Origin of the sequence: Mycobacterium szulgai (assembly GCF_002116635.1) — a bacterium.
GTDB lineage: Bacteria > Actinomycetota > Actinomycetes > Mycobacteriales > Mycobacteriaceae > Mycobacterium > Mycobacterium szulgai.
In genome coordinates, this window is the sequence record NZ_LQPW01000132.1 from 64,260 (window position 1) to 81,727 (window position 17,468).

At 66.5% G+C, this 17,468-nt stretch carries 14 protein-coding genes; 7 read left to right on the forward strand and 7 right to left on the reverse strand.

Annotated features, from left to right (window positions below):
- Positions 1-35 precede the first annotated feature (35 nt).
- Positions 36-1,244, forward strand: a complete 1,209-nt coding sequence (arcA, locus tag AWC27_RS18440) for an arginine deiminase (RefSeq protein ID WP_085671816.1) — start codon at positions 36-38, stop codon at positions 1,242-1,244.
- A gap of 90 nt (positions 1,245-1,334) precedes the next feature.
- On the opposite strand, the gene AWC27_RS18445 is transcribed toward arcA, so the two are convergent.
- On the reverse strand, positions 1,335-2,846 hold the full coding sequence (locus AWC27_RS18445) for a dolichyl-phosphate-mannose--protein mannosyltransferase (RefSeq protein WP_139837084.1): 1,512 nt from the start codon (positions 2,844-2,846) through the stop codon (positions 1,335-1,337).
- Between the two features lie 69 nt (positions 2,847-2,915).
- On the opposite strand from AWC27_RS18445, the gene rsmI reads away from it, so the two are divergent.
- Positions 2,916-3,773 (forward strand): 16S rRNA (cytidine(1402)-2'-O)-methyltransferase, encoded by an 858-nt coding sequence (gene rsmI / locus AWC27_RS18450; RefSeq protein ID WP_085671818.1) that lies wholly within the window; start codon positions 2,916-2,918, stop codon positions 3,771-3,773.
- 1 nt (position 3,774) lies between these two features.
- Here the strand turns inward: rsmI and AWC27_RS18455 are convergent, their stop codons facing one another.
- From AWC27_RS18455 to AWC27_RS18470, 4 genes are all read right to left on the reverse strand, one after another.
- Positions 3,775-5,088, reverse strand: a complete 1,314-nt coding sequence (locus tag AWC27_RS18455) for a hypothetical protein (RefSeq protein WP_085671819.1) — start codon at positions 5,086-5,088, stop codon at positions 3,775-3,777.
- A 133-nt stretch (positions 5,089-5,221) separates the two neighbouring features.
- Positions 5,222-6,511, reverse strand: coding sequence for an aminodeoxychorismate synthase component I (locus tag AWC27_RS18460; protein ID WP_211281668.1), 1,290 nt, complete (start codon positions 6,509-6,511; stop codon positions 5,222-5,224).
- A 47-nt stretch (positions 6,512-6,558) separates the two neighbouring features.
- Positions 6,559-7,458: an RNA polymerase sigma-70 factor gene (locus tag AWC27_RS18465; protein ID WP_085671821.1), complete on the reverse strand. Its 900-nt coding sequence runs from the start codon at positions 7,456-7,458 to the stop codon at positions 6,559-6,561.
- Entirely contained in the window at positions 7,455-8,630 is a 1,176-nt protein-coding gene (locus tag AWC27_RS18470; protein ID WP_085671822.1) for an NAD(P)/FAD-dependent oxidoreductase, read from the reverse strand. Before AWC27_RS18470 ends, AWC27_RS18465 begins: the two co-directional genes overlap by 4 nt.
- A gap of 281 nt (positions 8,631-8,911) precedes the next feature.
- Between AWC27_RS18470 and AWC27_RS18475 the strand changes: the two genes are divergently transcribed.
- The 4 genes from AWC27_RS18475 (at position 8,912) to AWC27_RS18490 (ending at position 14,304) form a co-directional block, all read left to right on the forward strand.
- Entirely contained in the window at positions 8,912-10,780 is a 1,869-nt protein-coding gene (locus tag AWC27_RS18475; RefSeq protein WP_085671823.1) for a putative bifunctional diguanylate cyclase/phosphodiesterase, read from the forward strand.
- Positions 10,781-10,792: 12 nt separating this feature from the next.
- A complete protein-coding gene (locus tag AWC27_RS18480; protein WP_085671824.1) occupies positions 10,793-12,496 on the forward strand; it encodes a hypothetical protein in 1,704 nt (567 codons plus the stop codon).
- A gap of 347 nt (positions 12,497-12,843) precedes the next feature.
- Positions 12,844-13,518 carry a TetR/AcrR family transcriptional regulator gene (locus AWC27_RS18485; RefSeq protein ID WP_083112457.1) on the forward strand — a complete coding sequence of 225 codons (675 nt, stop codon included), beginning with the start codon at positions 12,844-12,846 and terminating at the stop codon, positions 13,516-13,518.
- Positions 13,519-13,608: 90 nt separating this feature from the next.
- Positions 13,609-14,304, forward strand: a complete 696-nt coding sequence (locus tag AWC27_RS18490) for a TetR/AcrR family transcriptional regulator (protein WP_083112456.1) — start codon at positions 13,609-13,611, stop codon at positions 14,302-14,304.
- 73 nt (positions 14,305-14,377) lie between these two features.
- On the opposite strand, the gene AWC27_RS18495 is transcribed toward AWC27_RS18490, so the two are convergent.
- The gene (locus tag AWC27_RS18495) at positions 14,378-14,743 is read right to left on the reverse strand and encodes a PAS domain S-box protein (protein WP_083112455.1); all 366 of its coding nucleotides are present in this window, start codon (positions 14,741-14,743) and stop codon (positions 14,378-14,380) included.
- A 196-nt stretch (positions 14,744-14,939) separates the two neighbouring features.
- Entirely contained in the window at positions 14,940-16,487 is a 1,548-nt protein-coding gene (gene metG, locus AWC27_RS18500) for a methionine--tRNA ligase (protein ID WP_083112544.1), read from the reverse strand.
- Between the two features lie 41 nt (positions 16,488-16,528).
- Between metG and AWC27_RS18505 the strand changes: the two genes are divergently transcribed.
- A complete protein-coding gene (locus tag AWC27_RS18505; protein ID WP_083112543.1) occupies positions 16,529-17,380 on the forward strand; it encodes a TatD family hydrolase in 852 nt (283 codons plus the stop codon).
- The last annotated feature ends 88 nt before the right edge of the window (positions 17,381-17,468 follow it).

A 17,468-nucleotide genomic window follows, 5' to 3' on the forward strand; every position in this document is an offset into this window, starting at 1 on the left:
GGGTGTGCGCCGCGCCCGCAGGCTACGTTTGTCGTGTGGCTGTCGAGTTGGGGTCGGATTCCGAGGTCGGAACGCTGCGGGTGGTCATCCTGCACCGCCCGGGGGCCGAATTGAGTCGACTCAACCCGCGCAACGTCGATCAGTTGCTATTCGACGGGCTGCCGTGGGTGTCGCGTGCGCAGGACGAGCACGACGAATTCGCCGAGGTGCTCCGTTCCCGCGGGGTGGAGGTGCTGCTGCTGTCCGATCTGCTGACCGAGGCGCTGCACCACAGCGGTGCCGCCCGGATGCAGGGGGTGGCCGCAGCGGTTGACGGACGACGACTGGGTTTGCCGCTAGCGCAAGAACTTTCGGCACACCTGCGCAGTCTCGACCCGGTCGCGCTGGCGAATGTGCTGACGGCGGGCATGACATTCAACGAGCTGCCCGCCGAGATCCGGGGCGCGGTGTCGCTGGTGCTTCGCATGCACCACGGCGCGGATTTCGTCATCGAGCCGTTGCCGAACCTGGTGTTCACCCGGGACTCGTCTATCTGGATCGGGCCGCGGGTGGTGATTCCGTCGCTGGCGCTGCGGGCGCGGGTGCGCGAGGCGTCGTTGACCGACCTTATTTACGCCCACCACCCGCGGTTCACCGGCGTGCGACGGGCCTACGAATCGCGTACTGCCCCCGTCGAGGGTGGTGACGTGCTGTTGCTGGCTCCCGGTGTGGTCGCCGTCGGGGTGGGGGAGCGCACTACGCCGGCCGGTGCGGAAGCGTTGGCGCGCAGCCTTTTTGACGATGACCTCGCCCAAACGGTGCTGGCGGTGCCGATCGCGCAGAAGCGGGCGCAAATGCATCTGGATACGGTGTTGACGATGGTCGACACCGACACTGTGGTGATGTACGCCAACATCGTGGATACGTTGTCGGCGTTCACAATTCAGCGCAAACCCGACGGCGTGACCATAAGCGACGAGGCGCCGTTTCTGGAGGCGGCGGCCGCGGCGATGGGAATCGACAAACTGCATGTCATCCACACCGGCCTGGACCCCCTCGTCGCCGAACGCGAGCAGTGGGACGACGGCAACAACACCTTGGCGCTGGCTCCCGGTGTCGTGGTGGCCTATGAACGCAATACCCAGACCAACGCACGTTTGCAGGACGCGGGCATTGAAGTGCTGACCATTGCGGGCTCTGAATTGGGTACCGGCCGCGGCGGGCCGCGCTGCATGTCCTGCCCGGCCGCGCGCGATCCTATTTAGCGTCACCCGTCCGCCGAGATTGCCGTCAGGGTCGCGACACGCGTGGAATCACAGCCGCTACGGCAATCACGGCGCCAACAGCCCGACAACCTAGCGCCAGCTGGGCAGCCAGATCTCCATGTTCCAGGTCTGCTGTGAGATCGGCAGACCGGTGAGCACCGGGAACAGCCAGGCGAAATTCGTCACCACCAGCGCCACATAGCAGCACACCGCGATCAGGCCCAGGGTGCGGCGCTCCCTACCCTGGCCGGGGTGGTGGAGGATATCGCCGAGAATCAGCGCGATGGCCATCACCAGAAACGGCCCCATTGTCGCCGCGTAGAAGAAGTACATCTGCCGGTCGATGTCGGCGAACCATGGTAACCAGCCGGCGCAGTAACCGACCAGCACAGCCGCATAGCGCCAGTCCCGGCGGACGGCCATCCGCCATAGGGAATAGAGCAGGACGGGGACCGCCAGCCACCACAGGGCCGGTGTGCCGACCAGCATCTCGGCCTTGACGCACGACTGCGACCCGCAGCCGGGCACGTTCTGCTGATCGATGGCGTAGAGCACCGGCCGCAACGACATCGGCCAGCTCCACGGCTTGGATTCCCACGGGTGATAGTTGCCCGCCGAATTCGTCAGGCCGGCATGGAAATGCAATGCCTTGGCGTGGTAGTACCACAGCGAGCGGATGGCGTCGGGCAACGGCACCACACTGTGCGGGCCGATGGTTTGGCCCACCTGGTGGCGGTCGATCGCGGTCTCGGACGCGAACCACCCCGCGTAGCTGGCCAAGTAGACGCCCAACGGGATCAGCGCCAGCGCGTACCCGGTCGGAATCAGATCCCGCCGCAGCGTGCCCAGCCACGGCCGCAGCACGTGGTACTGGCGGCGTGCCGCCACGTCGAACGCCAGCGACATCGCGCCGAAGAACACCACGAAGTACAACCCGGACCACTTTGTCCCACAAGCTAATCCGAGCAGCACCCCGGCGCCGAATCGCCACCAGCGCACCCCCAGCCGGGGGCCCCACACCGTGTCGGCGATGCGGTTTTCCAGCGCGGCGACGTGCATGCGTTGCCGCACCTGATCGCGGTCGACGATCAGCGCGCCGAACGCGGCCACCACGAAGAACGTGAGGAAACCATCCAGCAGCGCGGTCCGCGCAGCGACAAAGCTGACGCCGTCGCAAATGAGCAGCAGCCCGGCGATGGCGCCCACCAGTGTCGAGCGGCTGATCCGCCGGACGATTCGGGTGACCAGAGCAACCAGAACCACCCCGAGTACCGCGCCGGTAAATCGCCAGCCGAATCCGTTGTAGCCGAACAGGGCCTCGCCGATGGCGATCAGTTGCTTGCCGACCGGCGGGTGAACCACCAGTCCGAAGCCGGGATTGTCTTCGATCCAATGGTTGTTCAGAACCTGCCAGGCCTGCGGCGCGTAGTGCTTCTCGTCGAACACGGGCGTGCCCGCGTCGGTGGGCGAGCCCAGGTTCAAGAACCGGGTCAGTATGGCGAGCAAGGTGATCGCACCGGTGACGATCCAGCCGCGGGTGCGGTCCAGCGGTCCGAAATCGGCTGCCGGCAGCACCGGACCGGGGCTGACAACGGGCGCCACGGGGTCCCCATCCAGGACGGACGTTTCGGTGGGCGGGGCGGTCATCACGTCGATCGTAGGCTGTGCGTCATGACCTCTGGCCGTCTGTTGCTGGGCGCAACCCCGTTGGGTCAGCCGTCGGATGCCTCGCCCCGGCTGATCGAAGCGTTGGCCAGCGCCGATGTGGTGGCGGCCGAAGACACCCGGCGGGTGCGGACGTTGGCCAAGGCGCTCGACGTCACGATCGGCGGCCGGGTGGTCAGCCTGTTCGACCGTGTCGAGGCGCCCCGGGCGGCCGCTCTGGTCGACGCGATGGCCGCCGGAGCGACCGTGTTGGTGGTCAGCGACGCCGGGATGCCGGTGATCAGCGACCCGGGGTATCGGCTGGTCGCGGCGTGCATCGAGGCCGGCTTACCGGTGCACTGCCTGCCCGGGCCGTCGGCGGTGATTACCGCACTGGTGGTCTCGGGTCTGCCTGCCGAGAAGTTCTGCTTTGAAGGTTTTGCCCCGCGCAAGAGTTCAGCGCGCAGGACGTGGCTCGCCTCGCTTGCTGACGAGCGGCGCACCTGCGTGTTCTTCGAATCACCGCGCCGGCTGGCGGCGTGTTTGCGGGATGCGGTCGAGCAGCTGGGCGGGGCGCGCCAGGCCGCGATCTGCCGGGAGTTGACGAAGGTGCACGAGGAAGTGCTGCGCGGATCGTTGGGCGAGCTGGCTGATTGGGCGGACGGCGGCGTGCTCGGTGAGATCACCGTGGTGCTGGCTGGTGCGACTCCGCGCGCCGATGTGGCATCGCTGATAAACCAGGTCGAGGATCTCGTCGCGGCCGGTGTTCGCGTCAAGGACGCCTGCAGCGAGGTGGCCGCGGCGCACGCGGGGGTGCGCTCGCGCCAGCTCTACGACGCGGTGCTCCAATCACGCCAGGAGGCCGGCGAACTGGAAGAACCGTAGGTTAGCCGCACAGGGGCGCGATCGGACCGATCGCCGGTGTGCAGCCGTGGATCGCCGGCGGTCCGGGCAAGCCAGGCGGCAGGCCGGGCAGCCCAGCCGGCAGCGCCGGCCCGGCCGGCAGACCGGCGGGCAGACCCGGCAAGCCGGCCGGCAGACCCGGCAGACCAGCGGGCACACCGGGAATGGCACCCGACGCGAGCAGTCCAGGGATCATCGCAGCGATGGCCGCTGGATCCGCCGGGAGACCGGCCGCGGCCAGCATTCCCGGCAGTGCGGCAGCCAGCGCCATCGGGTCCACACCTGCGGGCAGGCCCGGGATGCCGGCCGGCAGACCCGGCAACCCCTGCAGCGTCGGCAGCACTGCGGCCAGCTGCGGCAGGCTGCCGGCGGCCAGCGCGATCACATCCTGCGGTGACATTCCCGGCAGACTCGGCAAACCGATACCCGGAAGAGCCGCCGCGGCCATGCTGATCAGACCCTCCGCCGACGCACCCGGCAGACCCGGCAGGCCGATGCTGGGCAGGCCACCCGTCCCCAGTAGCCCGACCAGGCTGGCCGGTGACAACCCCGGGATAGACGGCAGACCAGGCAGGCCCAGGCCCGGCAGGTTCACCGCCGGTAGCGCCTTGGACACGGGCAGCAGCAGTGAGCTAACGGTGTTCACCGCGCCGTTCACGGCGTTTGTCGCCGCGGGCAGGATGCCCGAGGACTGCAGCGCGTTGTAGGCGAGCACGACATAAGTGACGGCCAACGCGGTGGTACTCACGGTGCCTGAGATGGTGTTTCCCACGCCCAGGACGCCGTTGACGACGGCGGTGGCCGCGTTCACGCCCTGCGGGACGCTGGCCAAGCCGGCGACCTCGGGAATGCCGGGAACACCGATGCCCGGGATGCCGACGCCGGGGATGCCGATGTCGGGCACTCCCGGTGGCAGCGCGGGAAGCGCCGCGTTAGGCAGGGCGGCCGCAGGTGGGCCGGCGTCGGAGATGCCGGGCAGCATGCTGGCGCCACCGGGGTTGGTAGCCACACCCGGAACTGCGCGGGCCGCTGCCGGCTCCGGCGCCGCCGGTGCCATGGCCGGCGCGATGGTCGGTGCCGGCGGCTCGACGGCCGCGGGAACCTGGCGGGCGGGAGCCGCTGGAGCGGCCTTGCTGGACCCCGGCATCAGCACGGAGGCCAACCGATCACATTGCTGACCTGCCGAGCATCCCCCTGGGTTCGGCGAGTTCATCTGCCCGGACAGCGTCAACGGTGCAACCGCCAGCGTCGCCCCTACTGCGGCGGCAGCCGCAACCCCAACGACGGCGACTCTCATGAAAAGACCCCTCTCCCAATCTCCACGCGCGATCCCCTCGGGTCGATGATTGGAGCTTAGGCACGGTTGGCTGCTCGTGTGGGCGTTATGGCGAAATTCGCCCGCCCGATCCGTGGGCCTGAGTTTGCTGGGGTTAGCCCACCCGGGTCGCGTTCGGCGCTGCCGGGACCCCGACGACGGGAGCCGCCTTGTGCAGGCATTCCTCCCATTCGGCGTCGGGATCGGAATCGGCCGTGATTCCGCCGCCGACGCCCAGCACGGCAGTGCCCAGTGCGTCGAACTCGACGGTCCGGATCGCGACGTTGAGCTCACAGCCGGCCATGGGCGAAGCCAAACCTACTGTGCCGCAGTATATTCCGCGGCGACGTTGCTCCCATTTCGAAATCAGCTGGCGGGCACGGAGTTTCGGAGTTCCAGTGACAGATGCCGGCGGGAAGGCGGCATCCAGCAGCGCTGAGTTGGGCAACTCGACCGGAACGCGTGCCGACACGGTGGACACCAGGTGCCACACCCCGGGCGCGCGCCGCACCACCAACAGCTCGGGGACCGTGACTGTACCGGTAATCGCCACGCGCCCAAGGTCATTGCGGACCAAGTCCACGATCATGATGTTCTCGGCCACTTCTTTGGGTGAAGCGCGCAGCGCCGACGGCCAGGCGTCCAATGGCAGCGTTCCCTTGATGGGGCTGGACGCCACGACGTCACCACGGCGGCGCAGGAAAAGCTCCGGAGACAGCGAGGCGACCGCACCCCAGTCGCCAGCGACGAAAGCCGCCCGGGCCGGCGTGGTGCGCGCTATTCCATCGATGAAGAAGTCCAGCGGCGAGCCGCTGACCGTGCCGGTGAATTGGGTGCACACGCACGCCTGGTACACCTCGCCGGCGGCGATGGCTTCCAGGCAGGCCAGCACCCCGTTGCGGTGTGCTGGCCGGTCGGCGGCCGCCCAATTAATTCGGCACGCGGGTGCCGATCTAGGTGGCTGGGCCGGGATCGGGGCCGGCGTTGCGGCCAGCGCACTGGCCAGCCAGTCCGGCATCGCGGCGCCCGAGAGGCTCTCGTGGAACCACTGCCCGTCACGGTCACGGCGCAGCACGCAATCGGTCCAGCCACCTGCGGCTTCGGGGATCCGGCCGGGCGCCCCGTCGGCGCCGGGGTCCGGGTAGGACAGATAGCCGATCCAGCCGCCGCCGACCGCGCTGAACCCGGGCGCCGTGCTCGCCGGCGATACGGCCGCACTAGTGGCGAATGCATCGCTGACCTGCACCGGCCGTACCGAGACGCTCGGGGCGATCACCGCCAGCGCACCGAACCATTCACCAGTCAATGCGGCCGGGGGCGGCAAACCGAGCCTGGCGGTGGCGTAGCCGACCGTGCGCAGCACTTGGGGTGCCTCGCCAAGATTGCCGAGCCGGTCGATACGCACCGCCTTAGCTTGACAGAACGGTGAATCTTCGCACCCCAGGGACCGGTTTAGCTGCGGCTGATCTCACGGGCGGTGGCCAGGGCCGCCAACTTGTCGGGGTTGCGCATCACGTAGAAGTTGGTGATCTTGCCGCCGGCGATCTCCAGGGTGATCACCCCCTCGAGGTGATCGCCGAGGTAGAGCAACACCGCTGGAGCGCTGTTGCAGGTCACCATCTCGACGTTCAGCTCGGTGCCCGCCTTGCGCATCAGTCCGGCGATCGCCCTGGCCACCCGCTCGGCGCCGACCACCGGCTTGCGGGCCGCGCTGACCTTGCCGCCGCTGTCGGCCATCCAGGTGGCATCCGGCGCCAGCATCGCCATCAGCGACTCCACGTCACCGCTGGCGGCGGTGGCCAGGAACTGGGCGGTGATCTGCGCGTTGCGTTGCGGGTCGACGTCGTCGAATCGCTTGCGCCGGGCCCGTACGTGTTCCCGCGCCCGATGGGCGACCTGTCGCACCGTGGCGGCCGGTTTGCCCACCGCTTCGGAAATCTCGCCGTAGTCGAAGCCGAACACCTCGCGCAGCACGAACACCGCGCGCTCGTCGGGGCTCAGGGTCTCCAGCAGGACCAGCATCGCCATCGAAACCGATTCCGCCAGAACAACATCGGCCGACGGGTCCTGCTCGTCGAGCAGCAGCGGCTCGGGCAACCACGGGCCCACGTAGTCCTCGCGGCGGCGGGCGCCGGCGCGCAACGCGTTGAGCGCCTGCCGGGTGACCAGTTGCGCCAGGTAGGACTTGCTGTCCTGCACGGTCGACAGGTCAACGGCCGCCCATCTCAAGTAGCTGTCCTGCAGCACGTCGTCGGATTCGGTTGCCGAGCCCAGGATTTCGTAGGCGATGGTGAACAGCAGCGGGCGCAGCAGGGTGAACCGTTCGGCGTGCTCTTCGGTTGCCCCCGTCATCGCAGCGCGACCTGTTGGTCGGTGGGCAACTGCGCGGACCGCTTGCCGCCCCGGAACCAGAAGTACGAGCCGGGTTTTGCCGCTTCGTGCCGGATGGACCACACCGTGCCCTTGCAGACCGCTTCCTTGATGGAAGCCGCCGTCCGGCCGCCGATGTAGACGTTGATCGGGGTGTCGTCGGAGCGTGCCAGCTGGACGGTGCCATGCGAGCGGCCCAGGCTGATGCACTGCCCGACGAAGGCCTGGCTGATCGCCGCCGGGGTGTCGCCGGCGATGCGGCTGAGCACGGTGTTGGCGGCCTGGGCTCCCAGCGGTCCGGCCGCTTGGCAGCTCATCCGCAGCGGCTGGCCGGACGGCGCGACGGCATCGCCCGCGCCGACGATGCGCTGGTCGTCGATGCTGGTCAGGGTTTCGTCGGTGAGCAGCCGGCCCAGGGCGTCAGTGCGCAGTCCGCTGCGGGCGGCCAGATCCGGCACCCCGAACCCGGCCGTCCATACCGTGGCCGCGCTGGGCAGCGCGGTGCCGTCAGCCAGCACCACCGCATCCCACCGAACCTCGGTGACGGCCACGGTTTCCAGCACGTCAACCCCGAGCTTGCGCAGCTGCTTGCCCACCGAACGCCGGCCCCGCCTGCTCAGCGACGGGCCCAAGATGCTGCCGCACACCAGGGTGACTGGGCGGCCGAGCTGAGCGAACTCGGCGGCCGCCTCGATTCCGGTCAGGCCGCCGCCGACTACGGTGATGGGTGCGTCGGCGGGGAGATCGGCCAGCGCGTACCGCAGCCGCTGCGTGCTGTCCAGATCGGCGACCGAAAAAGCGTATTCGGCGGCGCCGGGCACCGCCGGCGTGGCACCGCTGCTGCCTACCGCGTAGATGAGGTAGTCGTAGCTCAATTCCGCGCCCGATGCCAGTACCACGGTGCGCGCGGCGGCATCGATGCGGTCGACCGTTTCGACGACCAGCTCGATGCCTTCACCGAGCAGGGTCGGGAATTCGACGGTGGCGGTCCCGGAGCCGGCGGCCAACTGGTGCAGGCGGATCCGTTCGACGAAGACCGGACGGGCGTTGACCAGGGTGATGTCGACGTCGTCGCGCAGGCGCAGGTGGTTGGCGGCGATCGTGCCGGCATATCCGCCACCGACGACGACGACGTGTGTCCGTTGACCAGTCATGGCTATCTCTCCTCTTGGTGCGGTCCCTGAAAACGGTTGTGACCTCTAGACACCGCGGACCGGCCGGGCGTGACAGTTCTGGTGCGATTGTGAGCTGTATCACGCTGCTTGTCTCGCAGCATGAATGCCGGGGTGAAACGGTTTGGGCAGGGGGAAACGGCCGCCGGTGCTACCCTTCTCTCACGAATATCGAACCGTGACCTGCGCCATTCGGGGTTCAGTACCCCATAATTGGGCCAGTCGCCCATCTTTTTTGAACGTGTACACACCGGAGGTCGGAGTTGCCGCGCAGCTTGGACCTCGTCGTCACCTCGGTAGCCACGCAGCTCATGGAGGCCACCGCATCCACCGCTACTCAGGTGAGCGAAAAAGTACTCGCGCAGCTCGTTGCTCAGTTTGACGTGGACGCCAGTTTCCTGCGCCACCACGACCACGAGATCCGCGCTTCGATTCTGGTCGCCGAATGGCCTCCGCGCACCGACGTTCCAGATCCCGACCCGCACGCGGTCGTTCACTTCACCAGCGCCGATCCAGTGCTGGCCCAATGCGAGCACGGCAGAAAGCCGGTGGTGATCCGGCCGGATCAGAGCAACCGGTCGCTGCAGCGCTGGATGGGCGGCGGCAGGCAGGCGGCGGTGCCGCCCTCGGTGGCGGCCGCACCGCTGGTGTCCGGGGAGATGACCACCGGCGTGCTCGTCTTCGTCAAGTTCGGCGCCCGGAAGTGGAAGCAGGAAGAGATCAATACCCTCGAGGCGGTCGCCGCCTTGTTCGCCCAGCTGCAAGCCCGTATTGCCGCCGAGGAGAAGCTGCGATACCTGGCCGAGCACGACGATCTGACCGGCCTGTACAACCGTCGGGCGCTGGTCGCTCATCTTTCCGAGCGGCTGACCGCCGGCCAGTCGGGACCCGTCGCAGTCCTGTACATGGATCTCGACCGGCTGAAGTCGATCAACGACTATCTCGGCCATACCGCGGGGGACTGGTTCATCCGGGTGTTCGCGCAACGTTTGCGGGTGTGCGCCGGACCGCAGAGCATGATCGCCCGCCTGGGCGGCGATGAGTTCGTCGTCATTCCGGAGCAGACGATGGCGAGCGGCACCGCAGAGGCGTTCGCCCGCCGTCTCGGCACGATGCTGCGCGAACGGCTGGCAATCGGGGGCCATCAGATCACCCGCACGGTCAGCATCGGGCTGGCGGTGGGCATGCCGGGTCGTGACAACAGCACCGACCTGCTGCGCCGCGCCGACGAGGCGGTGCTTACGGCCAAGCGCGCCGGCGGCAACCAGGTCGCGATCTCTACCGACGACATGTCGCTGAAGAGCGCCTTCCGCAACGACATTGAGCTGCACCTGCAAGGCGACATCGACAGCGAGGCGCTGCTGCTGCACTACCTGCCCGAGGTCGATCTGTGGACCGGGGCGATCGTGGCCGCCGAGGCGCTGGTCCGCTGGCGGCACCCGATCTGGGGTCTGCTGCTGCCGGATTCGTTCATCGGGGTCGCCGAATCGACGAACCTGGCCGGCGAACTCGGCCGCTGGGTGATGCGCAGTGCGTGTGCCGAATTCAGCCGGTGGCGGGCCAACGGCGTGGGGCAGAGTGCGATCCTGCGGATCAATGTGTCGCCGGTTCAATTGATTACGCGCGGCTTTGTCCGCAGCGTCGCCGAGACCATCGAGGAGTTCGGCATTGACGGCGGATCGGTATGCCTCGAAATCACCGAGCGCGCAGTGGTTCACGACATCGAGGCCACTCGCAAGACACTTTCGGAACTCAAAGAGGTCGGGGTTCAGATTGCCATCGACGACTTCGGCACCGGTTATGCCGTGTTGTCGCATCTGAAGTCGCTGCCGGTCGACATGCTCAAGATCGACACCGGCTTCGTGCGCGATCTGGGCACCAACGCCGGCGACCTGGCGATCGTTCGCGCCATCATCGGCCTGGCCGAGGCCTTCGGCCTGCAGCTGGTTGCCGAAGGTGTTGAAACGCCAGCTGCCGCACTGACTTTGATGCAACATGGGTGCCACCGTGCGCAAGGATTCTTGCTGTCGCGCCCTGTCCCGGGCAACGCCATGGAGGCGTTGCTGTCCGCGCGCTGGATGCCGATGCCGTTCCTCGCCGACCGCGAGGCCCTGACGCTCGGTGCCATCTAGCTCTAGGTGAGAGTGGTTCGAACAATTAGGAAACACGTCCTTGTCGTTGTCACGTGCGTGGTCCTGCTGCTGGGCGGACTGCTCGGTGGGCTGATCGGGTGCAGCCGCAACCAGACCCAGGCCGGCCCGTTGACCGCGATGGTCAGTCCGGCCATCTCGGCGGCCGCCCAGGAGATCCCGAATCCGTTGCGCGGCCAGTACGAGTACCTGATGCAGCCGCTTTTCCCGCAGGGCGCCCGGGTGCAGCAGCGCTATCCGGCGTGGCCCGCGTCCTATGACGCCAGCTTGCGTGTTTCGTGGCGGCAGTTGCAGCCCGCCGATCCGCACACCCTCCCGCCGGATGCTCCCGACGACCGTAAGTACGACTTCAGCGTGATCGACGACGCACTGAATAAGCTCGCCGAGCGCGGCATGCGGTTGACACTGCGGGTGTATGCCTACAGCTCATGCTGTAGCGCTTCGTATCCGAACAACACCAACATCGCGATTCCGGACTGGGAGCGCGCAATTCCCAGCACCAACACCGCCTACCCGGGGCCGGCGAACGGTGCTGCCGCCGGGGTGACCCAGGTGGTGCCCAACTTCAACGACCCGACCTATCTGAACGACTTCGGGCAGCTGCTGGCCGCCCTCGGGCGACGCTACGACGGTGACGAGCGGCTCAGCGTGTTCGAGTTCTCCGGGTATGGCGACTTGAGTGAAAATCAGCTCGGCTATCCGCGCGATTCGCTCAACGCCGCCGGCCCCGGGCCGGACGAAAGTGAAAGGGCCCTGGGGTATTACAGCCAGTTCCGGGACCAGACCATCACCACCACGTCGGTTCAGCAGCTGGTCGCAGCCAACGTCGGCGCCTTCGGCCACACCCAGTTGGTCGTGGCCCCCAACAACCCGGAAATAATGCGCGAACTACTCGCCGACGACGTGACGAAGAAACTGGCCGCGCCGGTGGGTATCAGCGCGGACTGCCTGGGGGTGGCTGCACCGTTGCCGCCGTGGGCCGAATCCAGCAGTTCGCATTACGTACAGACCAACGACGCACTCGTCGGCGCGCTGCGCCAGCGGCTCGGAACAGCCCCGGTGATCAGCCATTGGTGCGAATTACCCAGCGGGACAACGCCGGAGGCCTATTACAAGAAGGGACTGCACGACGTCCTCAGGTATCACGTCTCGATGACGTCGAGCGTCAACTTTCCCGCCCAGAGCGCCACGTCGCAGATGGAACCCAAACTGTACGTGCTGTGGGCGCAGGCCAACGCGACCTCCGGTTACCGATACTCGGTGGAAGCCCGTCCCGGCTCCCAGGGACTACAGGACAAGGTGGCAACCATATCGGTCACCTGGACCAACTATGGTGCTGCGGCCGCTACCGAGAAATGGGTTCCTGGATACCGGCTGGTGGATTTCACCGGGCAGACGATTCGGACGCTGCCGTCCACCGTGGACCTCAAGGGTCTGGTCCCCGACACGTCCAGCAGCACCGACCAGCCACCGCCGGCCTCGGCCACCGAGACGGTCCGGGTTGATCTCAAGGGGTTGCCGCCGGGTCACTACACACTGCGGGCCGCGATCGATTGGCAACAGCACAAGCCCAACGGCTCGCACGCGGTGAACTATCCGCCGATGCTGTTGGCGCGCGACGGCCGCGACGACTCCGGGTTCTACCCCATTGCCACACTGGACATTCCGCGCGATGACCAGAACGCATCCGGCAGTTGACGACTTGCCGCGCGCATTGGTAGGCCGCGTATGCGACTCGGGGCAAATGCATACGTTTAAAACGGAAATCGGCCGCTAGCCAACCGCAAGTATTCTCAGACGGGTTCTGGGGCGCGACGGCATGGAACGCTGCAGGTCGAGGCGCAGGGCTGATAATCTCAGATGCTGCGCCCGCTGCAATCCGTCGAACCGGCGGAGACACCCGGTGAATGCTCAATACCTGTCCTGCTGGAGGAAGGCATCGCGAACGTGAAGGCGATCGTCTCGACCAACGGTACCGGCCTCCCTCGTGTCGCCGATGGTCCCCGACGCATTGCTCGATCGATGCCATGAGTCCTTCGAGTCAGGTGACGACCGATTCGCCCGACGGGCGAGCAGACACTACCCGGAACCAGATCCTGCGCGCGGCAGCCCACCAATTCTCCGGCAAGCCCTACTACGCGGTCGGACTCGACGACATCCTCGCCGAGGCCGAATTGACCAAGGGCGCAATGTATTTCCACTTCCGCTCCAAGCACGCGCTGGCCGTCGCGATCATCGAACAACACATCGTCGCCGGCCGCTCAGCTGTCGAAGAACTACTCGCCAAGCAGCTTTCGGGCCTGGAGACGCTCATTGACTTCTGCTACATCACGGCCGTTCAGGACATCACCCAGAACATGTCGAGGGCGGCGTCGAATTTGCTCGGGTCGGTGGGGTCCACCGGCGGGCTGCGGGAGAGATTGCTGGGCGCGTGGATCGAATCCCTTGCCGAGGTGGTCGAGCGTGCCATCGCCGAGGGCGATGTCGCCGAAGGATGTGCGCCCGAGGATGTCGGACGGCTGGTCGCTTCCATGTATATGGGGTTGCGGCAAACCAGCGATCTGGACGATCCCGCACGCTTTCTCCAGGACCTGGAAAAGTGCTGGGCACTGCTGCTGGGCGGCCTCCTGCAGCCCGGCCGAAGCGATTACTTCCGGCAATTCATCAGGCGGCGTACCGCGCTGGCGATCAGCTCCGCCTCGCCCAAGGCGGCGCAGTGACTGTTAGGCTCACGCTCTGACCAGGAAATATGAGACGCGGAGGTTGGAGAGCCTAAGCGGATCGACGGCACTGTCGGAGGTGCAGCAAAGATGGCGCGCCAAGTTCGATCCGAGCTGACCCGACGAAAGATTCTCGACGCCGCGATCGACGTGTTCAGCGAAGTCGGGTACGCCGCGGCCAGCTGGGGCACGATCATCGAGCGGACCGGCATGACGAAGGGTGCGCTGTACCACCACTTCGATTCCAAGGAAGCGCTGGCTTCCGACATCATCGACGAAGGCTCCGAGGTATTGATCGGAGCCTTTCACAGTGTCTGTGGTTCGGCCTCGCCCGCCCTGGAGAACATGATCCACGGTACTTTTGCGATCGCCAACATACTCATTGCGGACAAGACGGCCCGCGCCGCCGAGCAACTGACTGCTGCCTTAAGCGGATTCAATGATGCGGCAGCCCGCTCCTGCGCAAGATGGGTGGACACGATGGCCGCCCAGGCCCGCCGGGCCGTCACCGAGGCTGACCTGCGTGAAGACGTCGATCCGGACGTGGTCAGTGCATCGATCGTGGGCGCCATGTTAGGTACGCGATTGTTGTCCATCTCGATGTCTGGGACCCGCAGCGGCGACGGACTGTCCGACGACCTCAGCGCGCGATTGAGTCAGATCTGGGGCCTGCTGCTCCCCGGTATCGTCGCTGACGCATCGCTGCCGTATTTCCGGCAATTCCTGGACCGCGAAGCGTTGCGCCATGCCCGTGCGTCGATTGCGGGCGGCGATGCCCACCGGTAGCTGAAAGGCTAGCGCCGGTTGGATACCGCGGGAATGAGAACGACCCGGCCGCCGAACTGATGGTTTGCCTGGGCTAGCCGCCGTCTTCCCAGAGCTGCTCGGTCAGATCCTGGAACGTCGCCAACGCAAAGCGGTCGTCGGCGCGCCGCACCGCCGACCTGCTCATCAGCGCGCGCACCACCGAGCCGTCCTTGTGTGCCAGTTCGACGACCTCGTTGGCAAGCGCGTGGACGAATGAGAGCAGCGACGATTCCGAGGCCGGGGCCTGATGGAAGATCTGATGGAACCGCAGCGACAGCACCTCTTCGGGTTCGCAGCCGACCATCGCGGCGAACGCGGAGTTGGTGAACAAGATGCTGCCGTCGTGCCCGATGGCCAGGACGGGGACCGGAATTCTTTCCAGGACAACCAGCGCCGGCAACTGCTTCAAGGTGGTCATCGGCGATTGGCTGGGCTGCCGATTTCGTCGTCGCTCCACAGCCCGATTATGGCCTATAACACAGACCCGCCTACCGGAATCGCTTATTTGGCGCCCGCCAGCAGCTCTCGGTGCGGGGTGCGGCGCGTTCTTGAACGGTATCGCAGCAGTGTTTTCAACACCATCGAATCTGCTTGATGGACAACCAGACTGGCGGCTAGTCGGGTGCCTGGTAGCGGGGAAACACGCCGGTCGGCGAGGGCAGCGCAGTGCCCGGAACAATTCGTTGACTCAGCGCAACGAATGACCGTTGGTCAGCGGGCTGGCCGAGCAGATCGAGCAGCTTTGCGGCCGACTCCGGCATAACCGGCTGCACCAGCAGCGCGGCGATGCGGACCGCCTCGCAGGTGGTGTAGAGCACGGTGCGGAACCTGATCTGGTCGGCCTCGGACTCGCTCTTGCGCAACACCCACGGCTGCTCGGCCGAAAAGTACTTGTTCGCGTCGCCCAGCATCAGCCAAATCGCCTCTAGGGCCAGATGCATCGCTTGGGTCTCGAAGTTGGCGCGCACCCGCTCCAGCAAGGCGTCGGCTGTGCTCAGCAGGGCCGTGTCGGCCTCGGTGAATTCGCCGGGTTCGGGCACCACCGCGCCCAGGTTCTTGTTCACCATCGACAACGACCGCTGGGCCAGGTTGCCCAGTTCGTTGGCGAGGTCGGTGTTGATCCGGGTGATGATGGCGTCGTCGCTGTAGTTGCCGTCCTGGCCGAACGGGACCTCGCGCAGCAGGAAGTACCGCACCTGGTCCACGCCGAACGTCTCGACCAGCGCAACCGGGTCGACGGTGTTGCCCACCGACTTGCTCATCTTCTCGCCGCGGTTGTGCAGGAAGCCGTGTGCGAAAACCCTGCGGGGCAACTCGATTCCAGCTGACATCAAGAACGCCGGCCAGTAGACGGCGTGAAACCTGATGATGTCCTTGCCGATCATGTGCAGATCGGCGGGCCAGTAGCGGCGGAATAAATCCGAGTCGGTGTCGGGGTAACCGGCCCCGGTCAGGTAGTTGGTGAGCGCATCGACCCACACGTACATGACGTGATCGGAATGCTCGGGTACCTGCACTCCCCAGTCGAATGAGGTACGGGATATCGACAGATCGTCCAGTCCGCCGGAGACGAAGCTGACGACCTCGTTTCGCCGCGCTTCCGGAGCGATGAAGTCGGGGTTGTTTTTGTAGTGGGCCAGCAGCTTGTCGGTATACGCCGAAAGCCGGAAGAAATAGGTCTGCTCCTCGGTCCAGGTCACCGGGGTGCCGGTCTCCATCGCGATCCGGGTGCCGTCTTCGCGGAGTTGGGTCTCGGATTCGACGAAGAACCGCTCGTCGCGCACCGAATACCAGCCGGCGTAGTTGTCCAGGTAGATATCGCCGGCCGCCGCCATGCGCCGCCAGATGTCCTTGGACGCTTCGTGGTGGTCGGCGTCGGTGGTGCGGATGAAACGGTCGAAGGAGATGTTGAGCACTTTCTGCATGCGCTCGAACACATCGGAATTGCGCCGGGCATGTTCGGCGGTCGGGACGCCCGCGGCCGTTGCCGCTTGGGCGACCTTGAGGCCGTGCTCGTCGGTTCCGGTCAAAAAGCGCACGTCGAAGCCGTCGAGCCGCTTGAACCGGGCAATCGCGTCGGTGGCGATGTATTCGTAGGCGTGACCCACGTGCGGCGCCGCGTTGGGATACGCGATCGCGGTGGTGACGTAATAGGGCTGCAGAGCGTTCATTGGGATCCCACCTTATGGGGTCGACCTATTGTGTGCGCGTGAGCTCCAATCGCAGACAACCGCCACCCCCGCCGGAACCATTGGCGCCGTTGATCGACGCCCACACCCATCTGGATGCCTGCGGCGCCGTTGATGCCGACGACGTGGCTGCCATCGTCGAGCGCGCCGCGGCCGTAGGCGTGGAAGCGGTGGTTACGATTGCCGACGATCTGGACTCGGCGCGCTGGGTGACGCGGGCCGCCGAGTGGAATCCGCGGGTGTACGCCGCGGTGGCGTTGCACCCGACGCGGGTGGACGCGCTGACCGACGCCGCCCGCGCCGAGATCGAGGCTCTGGTGGCCCATCCGCGGGTCGTTGCCGTCGGCGAGACCGGCATGGACATGTACTGGCCGGGCCGGCTCGATGGTTGCGCGCAGCCCGACGCGCAGCGCGAGGCTTTCGCCTGGCATATCGACCTGGCCAAGCGAACCGGCAAGCCGCTGATGATCCACAATCGCGAGGCCGACCGCGAGGTGCTCGACGTGCTGCGCGCCGAAGGCGCGCCCGAAACGGTGATCTTTCATTGCTTCTCCTCGGACAGCGCGATGGCCCGCGAGTGTGTGGCGGCCGGATGGTTGCTGAGCCTGTCGGGGACCGTCAGCTTCCGTAACGCGCGCGAGCTACGCGAAGCCGTTGCGCTGATACCGCCCGAGCAACTTCTGGTGGAAACCGATGCGCCGTTTTTGACTCCGCATCCTTACCGCGGCGCAGCGAACGAATCCTATTGTCTGCCCTACACCGTCCGGGCCCTCGCTGAGCTGCTCAATCGTCGGCCCGAGGACTTGGCGAACATCACAACGAGCAATGCGCGCCGGGCCTATGGAGTGCGAACTGCACTGCTATGATCGCCCAGGCTGTGCGCTAATACACCCGCGTTCGGGTTGCTCCGCATTCGCCGATTCGTTACCGTCTTGTGATCGAACGGGTGGGCCT